Annotated in this window: 17 protein-coding genes and 1 tRNA gene; 13 read left to right on the top strand and 5 right to left on the bottom strand. The window is 58.6% G+C overall.

Features of this window, described 5'->3' with window-relative positions; translation table 11 throughout:
• Positions 1–186 precede the first annotated feature (186 nt).
• Positions 187–693, bottom strand: coding sequence for a DedA family protein (locus AB7C87_RS13230; RefSeq protein WP_369729943.1), 507 nt, complete (start codon positions 691–693; stop codon positions 187–189).
• A 273-nt stretch (positions 694–966) separates the two neighbouring features.
• On the opposite strand from AB7C87_RS13230, the gene AB7C87_RS13225 reads away from it, so the two are divergent.
• Positions 967–1,713: a type IV pilin N-terminal domain-containing protein gene (locus tag AB7C87_RS13225; protein ID WP_369729942.1), complete on the top strand. Its 747-nt coding sequence runs from the start codon at positions 967–969 to the stop codon at positions 1,711–1,713.
• Positions 1,714–1,898: 185 nt separating this feature from the next.
• Entirely contained in the window at positions 1,899–2,585 is a 687-nt protein-coding gene (locus AB7C87_RS13220) for an SOUL family heme-binding protein (protein WP_369729941.1), read from the top strand.
• A gap of 281 nt (positions 2,586–2,866) precedes the next feature.
• Here the strand turns inward: AB7C87_RS13220 and AB7C87_RS13215 are convergent.
• Positions 2,867–2,940 (bottom strand) — tRNA-Phe (locus AB7C87_RS13215).
• Between the two features lie 533 nt (positions 2,941–3,473).
• On the opposite strand from AB7C87_RS13215, the gene AB7C87_RS13210 reads away from it, so the two are divergent.
• From AB7C87_RS13210 to AB7C87_RS13185, 6 genes are all read left to right on the top strand, one after another.
• Positions 3,474–4,403 (top strand): twin-arginine translocation signal domain-containing protein, encoded by a 930-nt coding sequence (locus AB7C87_RS13210; protein ID WP_369729940.1) that lies wholly within the window; start codon positions 3,474–3,476, stop codon positions 4,401–4,403.
• A 365-nt stretch (positions 4,404–4,768) separates the two neighbouring features.
• Positions 4,769–5,215 carry a DUF7344 domain-containing protein gene (locus tag AB7C87_RS13205; protein WP_369729939.1) on the top strand — a complete coding sequence of 149 codons (447 nt, stop codon included), beginning with the start codon at positions 4,769–4,771 and terminating at the stop codon, positions 5,213–5,215.
• A 145-nt stretch (positions 5,216–5,360) separates the two neighbouring features.
• Positions 5,361–5,957 carry a uracil-DNA glycosylase gene (locus tag AB7C87_RS13200; RefSeq protein ID WP_369729938.1) on the top strand — a complete coding sequence of 199 codons (597 nt, stop codon included), beginning with the start codon at positions 5,361–5,363 and terminating at the stop codon, positions 5,955–5,957.
• A 115-nt stretch (positions 5,958–6,072) separates the two neighbouring features.
• Positions 6,073–6,447: a hypothetical protein gene (locus tag AB7C87_RS13195; protein ID WP_369729937.1), complete on the top strand. Its 375-nt coding sequence runs from the start codon at positions 6,073–6,075 to the stop codon at positions 6,445–6,447.
• On the top strand, positions 6,444–7,013 hold the full coding sequence (locus AB7C87_RS13190) for a hypothetical protein (RefSeq protein ID WP_369729936.1): 570 nt from the start codon (positions 6,444–6,446) through the stop codon (positions 7,011–7,013). The genes AB7C87_RS13195 and AB7C87_RS13190 overlap by 4 nt, the downstream gene beginning before the upstream one ends.
• Before the next feature lie 729 nt (positions 7,014–7,742).
• Positions 7,743–7,961 carry a HalOD1 output domain-containing protein gene (locus tag AB7C87_RS13185; RefSeq protein ID WP_369729935.1) on the top strand — a complete coding sequence of 73 codons (219 nt, stop codon included), beginning with the start codon at positions 7,743–7,745 and terminating at the stop codon, positions 7,959–7,961.
• 89 nt (positions 7,962–8,050) lie between these two features.
• Here AB7C87_RS13185 and AB7C87_RS13180 read toward each other — a convergent pair whose 3' ends face one another.
• Both AB7C87_RS13180 and AB7C87_RS13175 read right to left on the bottom strand, forming a co-directional pair.
• A complete protein-coding gene (locus tag AB7C87_RS13180) occupies positions 8,051–8,347 on the bottom strand; it encodes a type II toxin-antitoxin system RelE family toxin (RefSeq protein WP_369729934.1) in 297 nt (98 codons plus the stop codon).
• Between the two features lie 10 nt (positions 8,348–8,357).
• On the bottom strand, positions 8,358–8,597 hold the full coding sequence (locus tag AB7C87_RS13175) for a ribbon-helix-helix domain-containing protein (RefSeq protein ID WP_369730071.1): 240 nt from the start codon (positions 8,595–8,597) through the stop codon (positions 8,358–8,360).
• A gap of 361 nt (positions 8,598–8,958) precedes the next feature.
• Here AB7C87_RS13175 and AB7C87_RS13170 point away from each other — a divergent pair, with 361 nt between their 5' ends.
• The 5 genes from AB7C87_RS13170 (at position 8,959) to AB7C87_RS13150 (ending at position 13,882) form a co-directional block, all read left to right on the top strand.
• Positions 8,959–9,936, top strand: a complete 978-nt coding sequence (locus tag AB7C87_RS13170; RefSeq protein WP_369729933.1) for an NAD(P)/FAD-dependent oxidoreductase — start codon at positions 8,959–8,961, stop codon at positions 9,934–9,936.
• Between the two features lie 95 nt (positions 9,937–10,031).
• The gene (locus tag AB7C87_RS13165; protein ID WP_369729932.1) at positions 10,032–11,144 is read left to right on the top strand and encodes an ABC transporter substrate-binding protein; all 1,113 of its coding nucleotides are present in this window, start codon (positions 10,032–10,034) and stop codon (positions 11,142–11,144) included.
• A 64-nt stretch (positions 11,145–11,208) separates the two neighbouring features.
• A complete protein-coding gene (locus AB7C87_RS13160; RefSeq protein WP_369729931.1) occupies positions 11,209–12,285 on the top strand; it encodes a FecCD family ABC transporter permease in 1,077 nt (358 codons plus the stop codon).
• 2 nt (positions 12,286–12,287) lie between these two features.
• Positions 12,288–13,055: an ABC transporter ATP-binding protein gene (locus tag AB7C87_RS13155; protein ID WP_369729930.1), complete on the top strand. Its 768-nt coding sequence runs from the start codon at positions 12,288–12,290 to the stop codon at positions 13,053–13,055.
• 461 nt (positions 13,056–13,516) lie between these two features.
• Complete coding sequence (locus tag AB7C87_RS13150) at positions 13,517–13,882, top strand: rhodanese-like domain-containing protein (protein WP_369729929.1); 366 nt, start codon at positions 13,517–13,519, stop codon at positions 13,880–13,882.
• A gap of 94 nt (positions 13,883–13,976) precedes the next feature.
• Here the strand turns inward: AB7C87_RS13150 and yciH are convergent, their stop codons facing one another.
• The gene (yciH, locus tag AB7C87_RS13145; protein ID WP_149080772.1) at positions 13,977–14,270 is read right to left on the bottom strand and encodes a stress response translation initiation inhibitor YciH; all 294 of its coding nucleotides are present in this window, start codon (positions 14,268–14,270) and stop codon (positions 13,977–13,979) included.
• Positions 14,271–14,303 lie beyond the last annotated feature (33 nt).

Genomic DNA, 14,303 nt, shown 5'->3' with positions numbered 1-14,303 from the left:
CGTTCAGCTAACCTCGTCGTAACGGCGTGAATTACCCGAACGTAAGATCGACCTCTCCGATATCGAGCCACCGACACGAACGAGTCGCTCGTTTTTCGCGTCGGATCGGCGGCCACGGAAGTGTCGTTGCTTGCGTTCGAATCGGCGACGCGAGACCGTTTACGCGAGATTACCGGCGGTCGGGTACTAGAATATCATCCGCACTGCCCCAATCGCGACGGCGACGATCGTCGTATGATAGATCACCGTCGACGTAAACGCAAAGAACACGAGTGGCAAAACCGGGTAGCGCGCTATCCCTGCCGGAATGAAGATCAGTCCGCGAAGATACGGAACGAAGTTAGTGACGAACACGCCGATGCCGCCGTACTGCTCGAGCCACCGTTCCGCCTGGTCGACCCGGCCGGGCGGGATATGAATTCGCGACGACGACTGGATCGACGACAGTCCTTCGCGCCGTGCGAGGTAGTAGACGAGCAGTTGGCCGGTGACGTAGCCGACGCTCGAGACGAGGATGACTCCCGCGGTTTCGACGCGACTCGCGGAGATCGCAAGCACGTATCCGGGAAGGATCACCGTCGTGGGGATCGGTTTCCCGACGAACGCACCCTTCAGCAGGAATAACACGAACAGGGCAGGAGGGCCTGCGTACAGAAGGAAAGCGAGCACCGCGTCGACGAGCGCGTCAAGCATTCGGTGTTTCAAACTATTTGGTGCGAAACGGGATAACGTCACGTATCGGCGCAGATCGCGCCGACGGAGTATTTCCACCGTATCGGAGCCACTGACCCTCACTGCACACCCGATCGAACCGACGCTGTGCAATCGGTGTGTAAACCGTCACACTGGGGACTCTCGCTTGAGCCCGGTCGGGACGGCACGGGACGGATCCATCTCGATCCCCCACAGTTTCCGTGCTAATATTATGTTAGTAACTCACTTGTGAGAACCGTCGAAAACTGTGGTATGAATCGACGAACCGTCCTTGTTTCGATCGGTGCGGGAACCACCGGACTCGCCGGCTGTCTCGGAGCGCTCGACAGCACCGACTGCGAACCGACCGGAGACGAAACCACGTTCGAGGACGCGATGGCGTTCGTCGACGAACCGGGTATGACGGCGCCTCGGCTTTCGGTCCGCGGAACGATCGTCGCGTTCTCCGTGCGCGGGTTGATCCTCGAGGATCCGACGGGGGTCGCCCGGATCTCGACCGGCCTCGAGTACGAGTTCGACACGGATCGACTGGAACTCGGCGACTGCGTGAGCGGGGACGTCTCCCTCAGCAAGCGATCGACGTGGGACAACCAGATGCCCATCCTTCGCGTGAGACTGGATCGTTTCGAGCGAGACGGGAGCACAGAAACCCCCGACGTCGATCGATTCGACGGCATCAGTCCACCCGATGCGAGCTTCGATATCGACTTCGACTCGGAGATTGGCTCGAGTACGACGACCGTAACCCTCACCCACGACGGCGGAGAAACGGTTGACCCGACCGACCTGTTCGTGTGTTACGGCCCGGAACGTGAGGAAGTTCGGCGGCCGACGCTCGACCAAACGACCATCGACTCTTGGGAGGACCTCGCCGGTTCCTCGGAAGGCGTAAGCGCCGGCGACGCGGTGTCGGTAGATCTCCCCAACGACACGAACGGGACGCTCCTGTGGCGCTCTGGGCTCGGCTGGAACACACAACTTCGTGGATTCGCCGTCTAGCCGTCGCGTTCGTCCGGTTTCACTCGGACGGCGCCGTCGGAGGTACACGATGGCGGGCCGTTCGGTTCCACAGCCGCCCGAGATCGTCGGAGCCTCCGATCGATACCACGATCCCGACCGACTCACCAAGCGTTCGACCCTCGGTTTGGAGCAAGATCTATCGACGGTCCAGCCGAAACGTTCGTATGGTCCGCAACTCCGCCATCGTCGCGGGCGTGGCCGGGAGCGCACTGGCCGCCGCCGGCGTCTGGACGCTCTACCAGCGCTATACGACCGAAACCGTTCCGTATACGGTCGTCGCTCACGTCGGCGATGTCGAACTCCGCCGGTACCCCGAGCAGGCCGTCGTCGAGACGACCGCCTCCTCCGATAACGCCGCGTTCGGTCGGTTGTTTCGATATCTCAGCGGTGCGAACGACGGCGGTGAGGAACTCTCGATGACCGCCCCAGTCGAAGTGGGCGACCCCGGAACGTCGACCGAGATGACTGCGCCGGTCGAGGTCGGGCCCATCGGACGGGCGATCCCGATGACCGCGCCCGTCGAAACCAGCCGGGGCCGCGGTGGTGACGAGGTCCGAATGGCGTTTTACCTCCCCCCAGAGTACGACGCGAACTCGGCTCCACGACCCACCAGCGACGACGTGGCAGTCCTCGAAATTCCCGAGCGAACGCTCGCCGTCGGGGGGTTCTCGTGGCGGCCCACGGACACCCGAGTTGCTCGCGAAACCGAACAGTTGCTCGAGACGCTCGAGACGGCCGGCGTCCCCCTCGCCGGTAAGCCGTTTTTCATGGGGTACGACGCTCCCTGGGCGTTGCCGTTTCTCCGGCGAAACGAGGTCGCCGTGGAAGTCGAGACACACGGCGGGTTCTGACTGTTCACCCGTGGCGCCGGTTTGAGCGTCATCCGCAGAAACGTGTTGCCCCGGAGTTGAACGGCCGAGTCGAATACGGACAGTTCCCGACCGGAAATCGCACGGATGGCGCCTCTCGAGAATTGCTCTCGCTCGCGGATTGTTCGCGAGAGAAATGCCGCCTCCCGGATTGTGAACGACGCTTGAGAACCTGCTCGTTTCGCTCGAAGAACCTCAGTCTCGTTCAAATCCGATCGTTGGCAGTTTCTACACCGGTTCGCTACGCTCACCGGTTTGAAACATGCCGCCTCCCGGATTTGAACCGGGGACAGCTCGATCTTCAGTCGAGTGCTCTCCCAGTCTGAGCTAAGGCGGCGCATCTCTACCTCGGTCGATCGTCTAAAAAAGGATTTCGAATCGAGGGCGGCATCCGACTCGTTCACACACGTACGAAAAGTCGTCATAGCGCAGTCGTGTTCTGCCGTCCTCCCTGGTGCTCGAGTGCGAGCGGAGTGAAACGTTTCACCGATTTGCATACTGTCGATTATGATCGAGTCGGCCGCCTCGAGCGAGCCGAACAGTTATACGATCGACACAATGTGGGTCACTTCGATATAATCTCGCAACTGTGTTCGAGGTAACTCTCAATTTATATAACACCTCTCCAGTATTCTCCCATGGATTTACGGATTCGACGACGGCAGTGTTTCCGACTGTCCTCTGCGGGGACGGTCGTCGGTATTGCCGGGCGTACGGGGGGTTCGGAGGAGGCAATCGATTGGGGCAGTTCGGGCGAAAGCGCCGATGGAGTGACCGACGTCGCAAGCGATACGCAATCCGAGGTGTCGGGGGCCACACTGGAACGTCACTCGAGTGAGGCGGTGACAGCAGACGCGCGAGGGATGTGTCATGTCTGACGGTGACGGATCCGATCGAGAGCCGACCCGACGCTCGGTCCTCCGGACGGCGGTCGTGGCTTCGGGGGCGACCGCGCTGGCCGGCTGTCTCGACGAGGATATCGAAATCACGATCTCCAGCGATTCGGACGATGCAGAGGCAAGTGGCGACGCTAGTCCCAGCACCGATTCCGGTGGTAGTTCTGATTCTACCGACGATTCCAGCGATGATCCGGATTTCACTGACGACGGTGACGTCGAGGACCCAACTGACGGAGATGGCGCTGATGACGGGGGCGACGCGGGGAGCAAGGACGATGCAGATGACCCGAGTGAGGATGACGACGCGGATGACGAAGATGGCGCTGGTGACGACGACGACGCAGGTGAAGACGACGACACGGATGACGAGGACGACGCAGGTGAAGACGACGACGCGGATGACGAGGACGACGAGAGTAAGGACCTCGAGCTGTCGTTCAGTGAAGACCGCATCGGGTTCGATCCCTCGAACGTACAGATCGACGAGGTCAGCGGCAACCGCTGGCGGATCAGTTCGGGACACGTTGGACTCCTCGTATTCGACGAGAAGGAAAACGCCGAGAAAGCCACTGAAGTCATCGAACAGTACGGGTTCACCAGTATTTGTTTCATCGGGCGGCCGGATCCGTCGATGACCTACTGGCTCACAGACGGAGACGCACCGTCCGCTTCAGGACCCGTCGACGGAGGCGAAGACTGTATCGGAATCGATCCCTCGAACGTACAGATCGACGAGGTCAGCGGCAACCGCTGGCGGATCAGTTCGGGACACGTTGGACTCCTCGTATTCGACGAGAAGGAAAACGCCGAGAAAGCCACTGAAGTCATCGAACAGTACGGGTTCACCAGTATTTGTTTCATCGGGCGGCCGGATCCGCCGATGACCTACTGGACGAGCTGATCGACATCGGTCGCTGGTCGCCCGCCAGTTTCGAATCGACGGTGGACTGATACGGTTTGCTGTACCGATTTACCGGCACGACCGCAGGATGGGTCGCGGTCGCACCGGAAATGGCTTACAGTAAACCGTATGAGAGGGGATCGATCTACCGGTCGGCCGCCGGATTGTCGCGGCTCCACCGAAAACGACTTCCAGTAGACCGTCCGATAGCAGTTCGTACGAATACGAATGTCGGCCGTTCGAAAACCCAATATCTGATTAGTAACGCTCGGACTACATCCTCGGTTCAGGTGGTGTAACGGCCGCCTGTTGGATATTCGGATATTCAAGACACCCTTTTCCGCGTCGGCGGGTAATACTCTGTTATGGGTGCCCTTACCTCGAGTCAGGACGGCCGTGAGCTCTCGGCGGATACCATCCTCGAGTTGCTTGCAAATCGGCGTCGACGGTACCTGCTTTACGCGCTTCGCGGACAGGATGGACCGATCGAACTCTCGAAACTCGCCGAGCAAATCGCCGGCTGGGAACACGACGTTCCGCCCGAGGAGGTCGCGAAAAACGAGTACAAGAGCGTCTACGTCTCGTCGGTCCAGTGCCACGTTCCGAAACTGGCAGACGCCGGCGTCGTCGACCACGACGAGAACAACCACACGGTCGTACTCGCGGACAACTACGAGCAACTCGAGCCGTATCTCCGCATCGTCATCCGCGACGAACCCGAAAACTCGCGGCTTCACGCCGCACTCGAAACCGAGTCCGGTGATGGCTTTTTCAGCCAGATTCGCGAGAACGTGGCGCGTCTCAAGCACTGACTACTCCCGGCAGGTGCAGGCTCGACGCCGATAGTTTCGGATTATGCCCGTCCCGTCTGGCTCCCCGTCGCCGTTCGACGACCCCATGCCCGCCACTGTTCTCTCGACCCGAAAGACGTAGTAGTCGCCCACCTGACCCACCGGTATGGGATCGATGGAAGACCTCCGTGTCACCGAGTGCACCCGCTGTCCGGCGCTGGTCGACTCGCGGAGCCAGATCGTCAACGGAACCGGCCCCGAGGACGCCGACGTGGTGTTCGTCGGCGAAGGACCAGGTGCGAACGAGGACGCCGAGGGCGAGCCGTTCGTCGGCCGAAGCGGTACCGTCCTGGACGACCAACTCCGGATCGTCGGCCTCGAGCGCGAACGCGTTCGAATCACTAACTGCGTTCGGTGTCGCCCTCCCGAGAATCGCGACCCGACCAAAGACGAACTCGCGAACTGCCGGGGCTACCTCGAGGCCGAACTCGACCGTCTCGATCCGGAGGTCATCGTCACCCTCGGCAAGGTTCCGAGCGAACACCTCCTCGAGCGATCGGTCGCGGTCACGAAAGAGGCGGGCACGCTCGAGGACGTCCGCATCGAAGGAACTCCCCGGCGGCTGTTGATCTGTGTCCATCCGGCCGCGACGCTGTACGATCGGAGCCAGGAGGAGACGTTCGCCGACGCGCTCGAGCGAGCCGCGGACCTGGCCGACGTCGGTGACGACGGAAGCGGGCAGACGCGGCTGGATGGGTTCTGAAGAGGATTCGGGCTCAATTCGTCGAGTGGAAACCGCCTCGAGTGCGCATCACCGAGCCGAACTGTTCGTATCCGGCGAAACCACTAACAGTCTGTGTGCAGAACGTGCACATACAATGAGCGCGAGTGACGACCCCCGCCGGGTTCACTTTCAGTCGCCGCAGTATCTCGTCGAGCGCCTCGACGCGATTGCGGATCTCTTCGACAAGGATCGAACCGACCTCCTCGTCGAAGCGATCCGCGAGTACCTCGAGGAAACCGCCGAAAGCGAGACGTTCCAGGAACTGGTCGCGACGAAGTATTACGACGATCAACTGGAGTTCGAGACGGTCACCCAACTCGTCGGCGCCGAAACGGCCCAGCGGCTCCGCCTCCTCAAAGCGGATCTCGAGGGCGAACCGCTCGATATCGCCCAACCGGACGACGACGTCGACGTCTACGATGGGGATACGATGGTCTCCACCGACGACACCGACGCCGGAAAGCGATGAGCGAGCCGCAGTTACGGACTGTCGTCGCCGATACGAGCGCACTCGTCAGTCTCGCCGTTCCCCGTGCTGACACCGCTTACGACACCGAAACGTCCCCGGATCCCCTCCAGTATCTCCTCACGTCGTGTGTCGTCTCCGTTCCGCCAGAAGTCGTCTCCGAACTCGAGGATATCGCACAGTATCCGGACGTACACGGGAGTGCAGCCACCGCCGTCCTCGCGGCACGCGAGTACTATACGGTCGTCGATCCGTACGAGGGAGCCGAGACGCCCGACCCACGTCCGACATTTGGCCTCGACGACGGCGAAACCGACGGGATCGTGCTCGCAAACGCACTCGACGTCGATGGATTTCTGACCGACGAGTTCGGCGGCACGAATTTCGCGCTCGTCCACGCGACGCTCCAGGGCCCACGGATCGTCCCAACTCCTCGGCTCATTCGTGAGTATGCACGCAACGGCCACATGACAGTCGAGACGGCACGTACGCTCATCACCGCCATCGGATCACATCGCAGTTGGGAGAACAGTCCCTACGTGACGCAGTTGCTCGAGCGCCTGTCGTAGTTCCGCGACGGTACGCCGGCGTCGCGTGTCTCGTTTTTGCGGTCGGTTGTGAACGACTGAACGTGACTCTCGCCCATTTCGGTCACCACGAAAGCTCCCGGTTCGGTCGATCGGATCTGCCCCTTTCGTTCCCACCCGTGTCGGCTGGCCGGTCAGACCACCGCGGGGTGGGAATGAAAGGGGCTGCCCGCGTCCGGGAAGACGGACGAAGCAAGCACGTGACCGAAGGGAACGCGCACAGCGAGTCCTTCGACTGGACGCGGGCAGGGGCTTTCGTAGTGTTCTCACCCCCATGCCACCGTAGAACAAATCTGAACGTGCCCAACTGGTTAGTATCCTAACGTTCTTTACGAATGATTGCGTACCCAATGAATGCGCACGAAAGTGCGCTGAGCCGGAGTGCATAGGTTGGCGCCTGGACTCCGGCTCACACACGCCCCCGCGTAGCGGGAGCAAACCATGCTTCACGTCGGTGAAATAAAGACCTGCCGACGTTTCGCCGAACCAGAGCCCCGCGTCCGTTCGGTCGGATCAGTTTCACGCGCTCTGGTTTGCTAGCTGGGTGCTTGCCGCTACGTCGGGCCATACGAAGACACATGGTCAGGAAACTCACCATCCACTGCGACTGTGGTACCGACGTTCGCACGGCACAGACCGACGCCACGGTAGTCTGCCCCGACTGCGAATCGGCGTTCGAGACGACGATCATCGAATTCACTCCCGATCACGATGCACCCAGCACTCGCTACGGCACTCGCTCGAATCGCGGCCCGTGAAGGCTGTGAGCGGACGGCGCTCCCGCCGCTGTACGAGAGCGTCGATACCGAGGCGCTGGTCTCGCTCCTCGAGTCTCCCGCCGACGTCACCGTCCGCTTCGAGTACGAGGGGTACGAGGTTGTGATCGAATCCGGATCGCTCGAGGTGGCGGTGATCGGGGAGAACGAGTAACAGTAGTTGAAAACACGCCGATTGTATTCAGCAACACCGACCGAGATTCGGTCGGCTCGTCTTTCTCCTTCGCCACAGTGTGTCACCTGCTACTCATCCCGCCACGACCCCCATACCTCCCGATACTTACCGAGTTCGCGGTACTCCTTCTTCCGCTCGAAGGCGTCGATGGCGTCGATCACTTCGTTGTCCTTGTCCCAATCGATCAGCACGCGGAGGTTACCGACTCGACGCTTGTAGCCGGGATGGTTCTTCAACCGGTCGAGGAAATGGTCCGGGAAGTCGCCGATGTCCTCCAGCTTGGTGATGATCCGCTCGGCGTCCTCCGTCTCGAACTGTTCCAACGTTTTGACCAACGTCTCCGTCAGAACGACCCCGTGAGCCACTGTTCGGCCCTCAGTCCTGATCGATGCCGAGGCGTTCGCGGGCCTCGTCCGTGGACATCGTACGTCCCGCTGCCACGTCCGAGTAGCCCTCCGAGACGCCCTCCTGCGCGCCGGGCGTCAGAATCGGCTCCGTGGTGTCGCGAAGCACCTCACGGACGAACTCCGAGCGGTTGGTGTACTCCAGTTCCTCGGCTAATTCGTCGATCTCTTCGAGAAGCCGCTTCGGGACCTTCACGTCCAACTTCACCATGTCCCCGTCGCCGTTGTCTCCCACGTTCGTACTCCTGTAACGTGGTACGTGGGTGGTACTCAATAACTTGTTGCTCACTCCCCGGTCGCTGACCACACCAATGACCGATCTACCTTCTTTTTCAATATATCTCTCGAAATATGTATGGTGGTTGCTGAATAAAGAAGTCGTATTTGCAACAACTAGTAAGGGTACGCTAATCGGTACTGCCAGCCGATCAACTCCCACGATTCGTTTTCAGTACGCCGTCGACTCGATCGCGGACGGTGCAATCGGTGATATACAGGCAGCAGATGTTGTGTAGTCCATTCGCCGAATAGACCAGAATTTCCTTTTAATTAGCATAATATCTACGAATACTGTGTCAAAAGAGAATTTGGACTCCTCCAATTACGAGAGTACCAGAGCGGAACGTTCGAGTTCAGATAAAAGGAGCTTCGATGTCGTTATTGTCGGAGGGGGCCCAACAGGCTGTGCCGTCGGGATGTTCACGGCTCGCGCCGGATTAGTAACCTGCATCCTTGACCGTGGCCCATCATCGCTCAAACACTGTGCGTTTCTCGAAAATTACCTAGGGTACCCAGCAGGTATCAGCACCGACAGATACCTCGAGATAATCCAGAACCAAGTCGAACGGGCTGGTTGTGTGTTAAACAGCCAACTGGTCACAGCAGTTCGGTCTGAATCCAACGTTTTCGAGGTCGAAACTAATGAAGGAAACTGTGTGAACGCCGAGCGGGTCGTCTGTACATCGAAGGCTGATGTCTCGTTCCTCGAACCACTCGACAGAGATGGAACGCTCCTGGAACCATACGAAGCTCGGTTTTGCCCACACGGTCACGAACGAACACGATTTGCCTCGGGGGTTGTCGAAGATAGTGGAAAGACACCGATTGGTGGTCTTTACGCCGCTGGACCGCTTGCAGGTGTCGGCGACCAAGTACAGATTTCGGCTGGCCACGGCGCAATGGTCGGCCGACAGGTCGTCGCAGATAGCCGTCGTGAAGACGGCTATTGGGATGATGTTGCGAAGTGGTTCGATTGGTGTCCTCCGAAATCGAGAGGAAACTATTCGCCATCTCAGCACTGGCGTGAGACGATCCTTGAGGAGTTGCCGAAGGCACTCGACGAAGACGAACTGGTAGCGAACGATCACCCCGTGTCGGATATCATCGACGATGTTGTCGCCGATACTCTGGAAATGTACGTTTCCCTGGAGCAAGTCAAGAAAATGAAGCGCGAGGCACAGTATCAGCTTGCACAGCATCTCGACACCGAGGTGCTACGGACAGTGTACGATGAGCGCATCGAACCGGATGCCGCACCTTCATCGATCTGATTATGGGGCACGATCATACAACAAACGATTCGGATCGAACAGTACTGGACCGAGCAGACACGACTGGAACTGAATTGGAGGTTACGAACAATGAGATGTCTGCAAGATCGAACGTGGTAAGCAAAGCCGACAGATCGAGGCGGCGAGTTCTTGCAGGGCTTGGGGGACTTGCACTGGGGTCGACAACCGCTGGCTGCCTGGGGAGGGATTTCACTGGCTCAGACAGCAACCGGACGATCGTGGACCATTTCGGGCGGGAGGTTACAGTCCCCGAGACCGTCGAAACGGTCGCTTCGTACTCGCCGACGATTCTTTGGACGTTTACTATCCTCGGTGTCCAGAACAAAGTCATCGGCATTACCTCAGGCGATACAAGCGAAGCGTTTCCGAAAATGCGGGATGTTCCGGTAATCGGTGGCGGGCCGAACATGAACATCGAAAAGATAGCCGACCTGGAACCGGACCTTCTGTTCAACCGGGAAGGCGGAGAGAACGCAGTCGACGAACTGGACAGCCTCCAGGAACAGTTCGCCGAGTTCGATATCTCGGTCATCGGTATCGATGACAGGGGTCTAGACCCCAGTTGGATGCAACTCTTGGAGGAGGTTCTGGACGAAGAGGGGGGATTCAACGACTTCCTCGAGTGGCGCGAAGAGCAACTCTCCCGCGTCGAAGACGGGGTCTCGTCTCTCAGCTCCGACGAGCGGGTTTCGGTCTTATACGAACGTGATTACGACCCGTGGGAGGTACAACACGACGAACCGATCGAGGTTGCTGGTGGACACAACGTGATGAAGGAGTTCGCATCGGAGGAACAGCTTGCGGAGTTCAGACAGATAAGTGTCGATCCCGAACGAATCATCGAACTCGATCCAGACGTTGCGATCAAGGAGAACGCTCCCGGTGGTGCGCGCCCGCTTGGTTGGACTGGCGATGACGAAGCGGCGATCGCCGCCACTCACAAGGAGATGATACTCGACCGTTCCGAGAGCGACCTCATCTCTGCGTGGCAAAACGACGAAGTCTATCTCGTTGACTATGCGCTCATGTCGGGTGACAAAAACTGGCTGGGGGTGCTGTATCTCGCGAAGTTGTTCTACCCCGAACTGTTCGACGACCTCGACCCTGTCGCGGTAAACGAACAGTACCACGAGGAGTGGCTCGGAACGGAGTTCCGCGGAACCTATCTCTATCCATCGATCGAGTAGCATGTCTTCACCAACTGAGACGGGAAAGACGGATGACGTTGAGATGGGCGCGCAGGGAGAGCGAATGGACACAGCACACGCAGAGATCATCAACGAATATCGGCGCTCCACATCGCGAAAACTGGCTTATCTGGGTGGGTTTGCTATCCTTACAGTTGCAACGGGATTGGCCGCACTCAGTGCCGGCGCCGCCGATATATCCTTGCCTGAAGCGCTCTTTGCGGTGCTCGAACGATACATTCCCGTCCAATCTGGGCTTTCCGAGACACGTGCCGAGATTGCCGTAACACTGCGGCTTCCTCGCGTCGTGATGGCGCTTGTCGCCGGTGCATCGCTGGCAATGGCGGGCGTTCTCTTGCAGGCCATCCTCAAGAATCCGCTCGCGAGTCCGTTCACACTCGGCATCGGCTCAGCAGCCTCCTTTGGAGCCTCACTCGCAATTATCCTCGGTGTGACCGTCGTTGGAATGACTGGCGCCCCGAGTCGCTGGTTTGTCGCTGTGAATGCCTTCGTGATGTCACTGGTCCCCGCTTTCGTTATTTTCGGGCTGGTTCGATATCGCAGCGCTTCGCCCGCGACGATGATCCTTGCCGGAATTGCGATGACGTACTTTTTTTCTGCGTCGACATCGTTGTTGCAGTACGTTGGTTCCGAGGAGGCCATTGCCGCAACGGTTTTCTGGATGTTTGGCAGCCTCGAGGCGGTGACGTGGAGCCAGGTACTGATCGTGATTGCGGTTGCGGCTCCACTGACGTTGATCGCGTATCGGCTATCGTGGGATCTCAACGCCCTGTTGCAGGGGGGTGACGTTGCCCGGAGCCTCGGAGTCGACACGTTTAGAATCCGGGTACTGGGGATGATCGTTGCGGCGCTCGTGACTGGTGTCACGATTGCGTTTCTCGGCACGATTGGATTCATTGGACTCGTCGCACCGCATATTGCCCGGATGCTCATCGGTGGTGACCATCGGTACCTCATCCCAGCGTCACTGTTTCTTGGGGGTATCTTGCTTGCCGGAGCTGATGCAGTGTCTCGGACGGTCATCTCACCGGAGGTTATCCCGGTCGGGATCATGACAGCGTTTCTCGGGGTACCGTTTTTCTTCTATCTGATTGTGCGCCGAAACAGAGAGCACTGGTAACTATGACAGTTAAAATCACAGACATTTCGTTCTCGTACGGTTCGACAGAGATACTCACAGACATCTCCGTGAGTGCTGATCGCGGTGAGTTGATGGCTCTTATCGGTCCAAACGGAGCAGGAAAATCGACGCTGCTCAAGTGTGTTAACGGACTGGCTGAGCCAGACTCCGGTGACGTTCACGTCTGCGGAGATCCGCTTACAGATCTTAGTCGGCGTGATATTTCCCGTCGTATCGGGTACGTGCCACAAAATGCCGCGAGCGGCTTCGAATCAACGGTGTTCGACTTCATCCTTCTTGGGCGGAAGCCGTACATCGACTGGCGGGCCAGCGAGGAGGATATCTCGATTGTTTCGAACCTACTCGATAGCCTCGATCTCCAGTCTTTGGCAATGCGAGATATTGCTGAGCTAAGCGGCGGTCAGCGTCAGAAGGCGACGATTGCTCGTGCACTTGCGGCCAAGCCTGATATCCTGCTGTTGGATGAACCGACGAGTAACCTCGACATTAAACATCAGCTTCAAGTACTCGACATCGTTCGTCAGCAGGTCAAGGACGGACTGACTGCACTTCTGGTTATTCATGATCTTAATCACGTGCTCAGATTCGCCGATTCGGTCGTAGTCTTGGACGATGGCTCCGTCGTGGCGAGTGGCGACGTTGATGTTCTTTCGGAAGGGATACTCGAGGAAACGTACGATGTAAACGTTCACATCGAACAGACGGATTCCCACCGGTTACTTATTCCAAGCACAAAAGCACGTAGTTAAAGTATAGTAGCACTGATACGATTCACACACCGATCGCCGATCCGTCTGGCGATCGGATGTGCATTGACTTTCAGTGGCTACTATAGTAGGGCCTTGCTTAGACGGTCTTAAATAGATTGGCTCGATGCTATTCTGTCTGACCAACATCCGGAAACTTTCTATTCTGCACGTCATACCTGATAGCTGTCAAGCACGTTTCGATTACCCCATTACATCCTTCGCCGCTACTGACCGATCACTGCCTCCCGTAGATTGCTCTCAGTTCGTACGACATTTGCGTTATATATACCAGCACGGTCGGCTGAATCCTCACACTCACTAAGGATCTCAACAGAGTCCTCGAGTCCCATTTCGTCCCTTCTCCTCGAACCACACACCGTCCTCTCTCCTCGAGGTCCCACTCTCCCACACCTCGAGTCCGACCCGTGTCCTTATTCCGTCCGAGTCCGAAAGCGCCGATAATGGACGGCGAAATCTCGACGGCGGAGGTCAAGGAACTTCTCGAGGACGACGCGGACGTTCGGATCGTCGATATTCGGGACGAACGAAGCTTCGAGCGCAGTCACATCCCCGAAAGCGAAAACGTTCCGTTCAACGAACTCACGGCTCGCATCGACGAGTTCGAGGACGCGGATCGGATCGTCACCGTCTGCCCGCACGGGAAGGCGAGCGTTCAGGCGGCGAAACTCATCGGCTCCTACGAGGGAAGCGCCGACGCTCGAGTCGAGAGCATGGCCGGCGGACTCGAGGAGTACGGAATGCAATACGGGCTGGTTCGCGAGGAATCGCCGGTAGACGAGGCCGCGAGTTCGGACTCTCCGTTCTGATCAGCGCGAGCGCTGGTTGATTGGTCGTCGAAGAAACGGTGGTGGTGTCGGTTCGCGGAGTCGGGTTCGGAAGTCGTTTCAGATCATCGCGGGCTCATGCGACGTTGAAGCCGCGATCCCGAAGGAAATCTTCGATGCGGCCGGTGTGATTGCCCTGAAGTTCGATGTGGCTGTCCTCGACCGTCCCACCACAGGCGAACTTGGACTTGAGATCCGACGACAGACTGTCGAGATCGACGTCCTTCGGATCGAATCCTTCGATAATCGTTACCTCTTTTCCGTATCTGCGCTCGTCAATGCGGATGGTGAGTTGCTGTTGACCCTTGGCCACGTCCTCGCAGACGCAGAGTTCCTCGGGCAGCCCGCACGTCGAGCAGACTTCCGACATTACGTTCGTCCGTACGAAAGGGGCATATTAAAC

This window comes from Natrarchaeobius versutus, assembly GCF_041205745.1.
Taxonomy (GTDB): domain Archaea; phylum Halobacteriota; class Halobacteria; order Halobacteriales; family Natrialbaceae; genus Natrarchaeobius; species Natrarchaeobius versutus.
The sequence above is the reverse complement of the archived record's forward strand: the minus strand, read 5'-3'. Positions and strand labels throughout refer to the sequence as shown.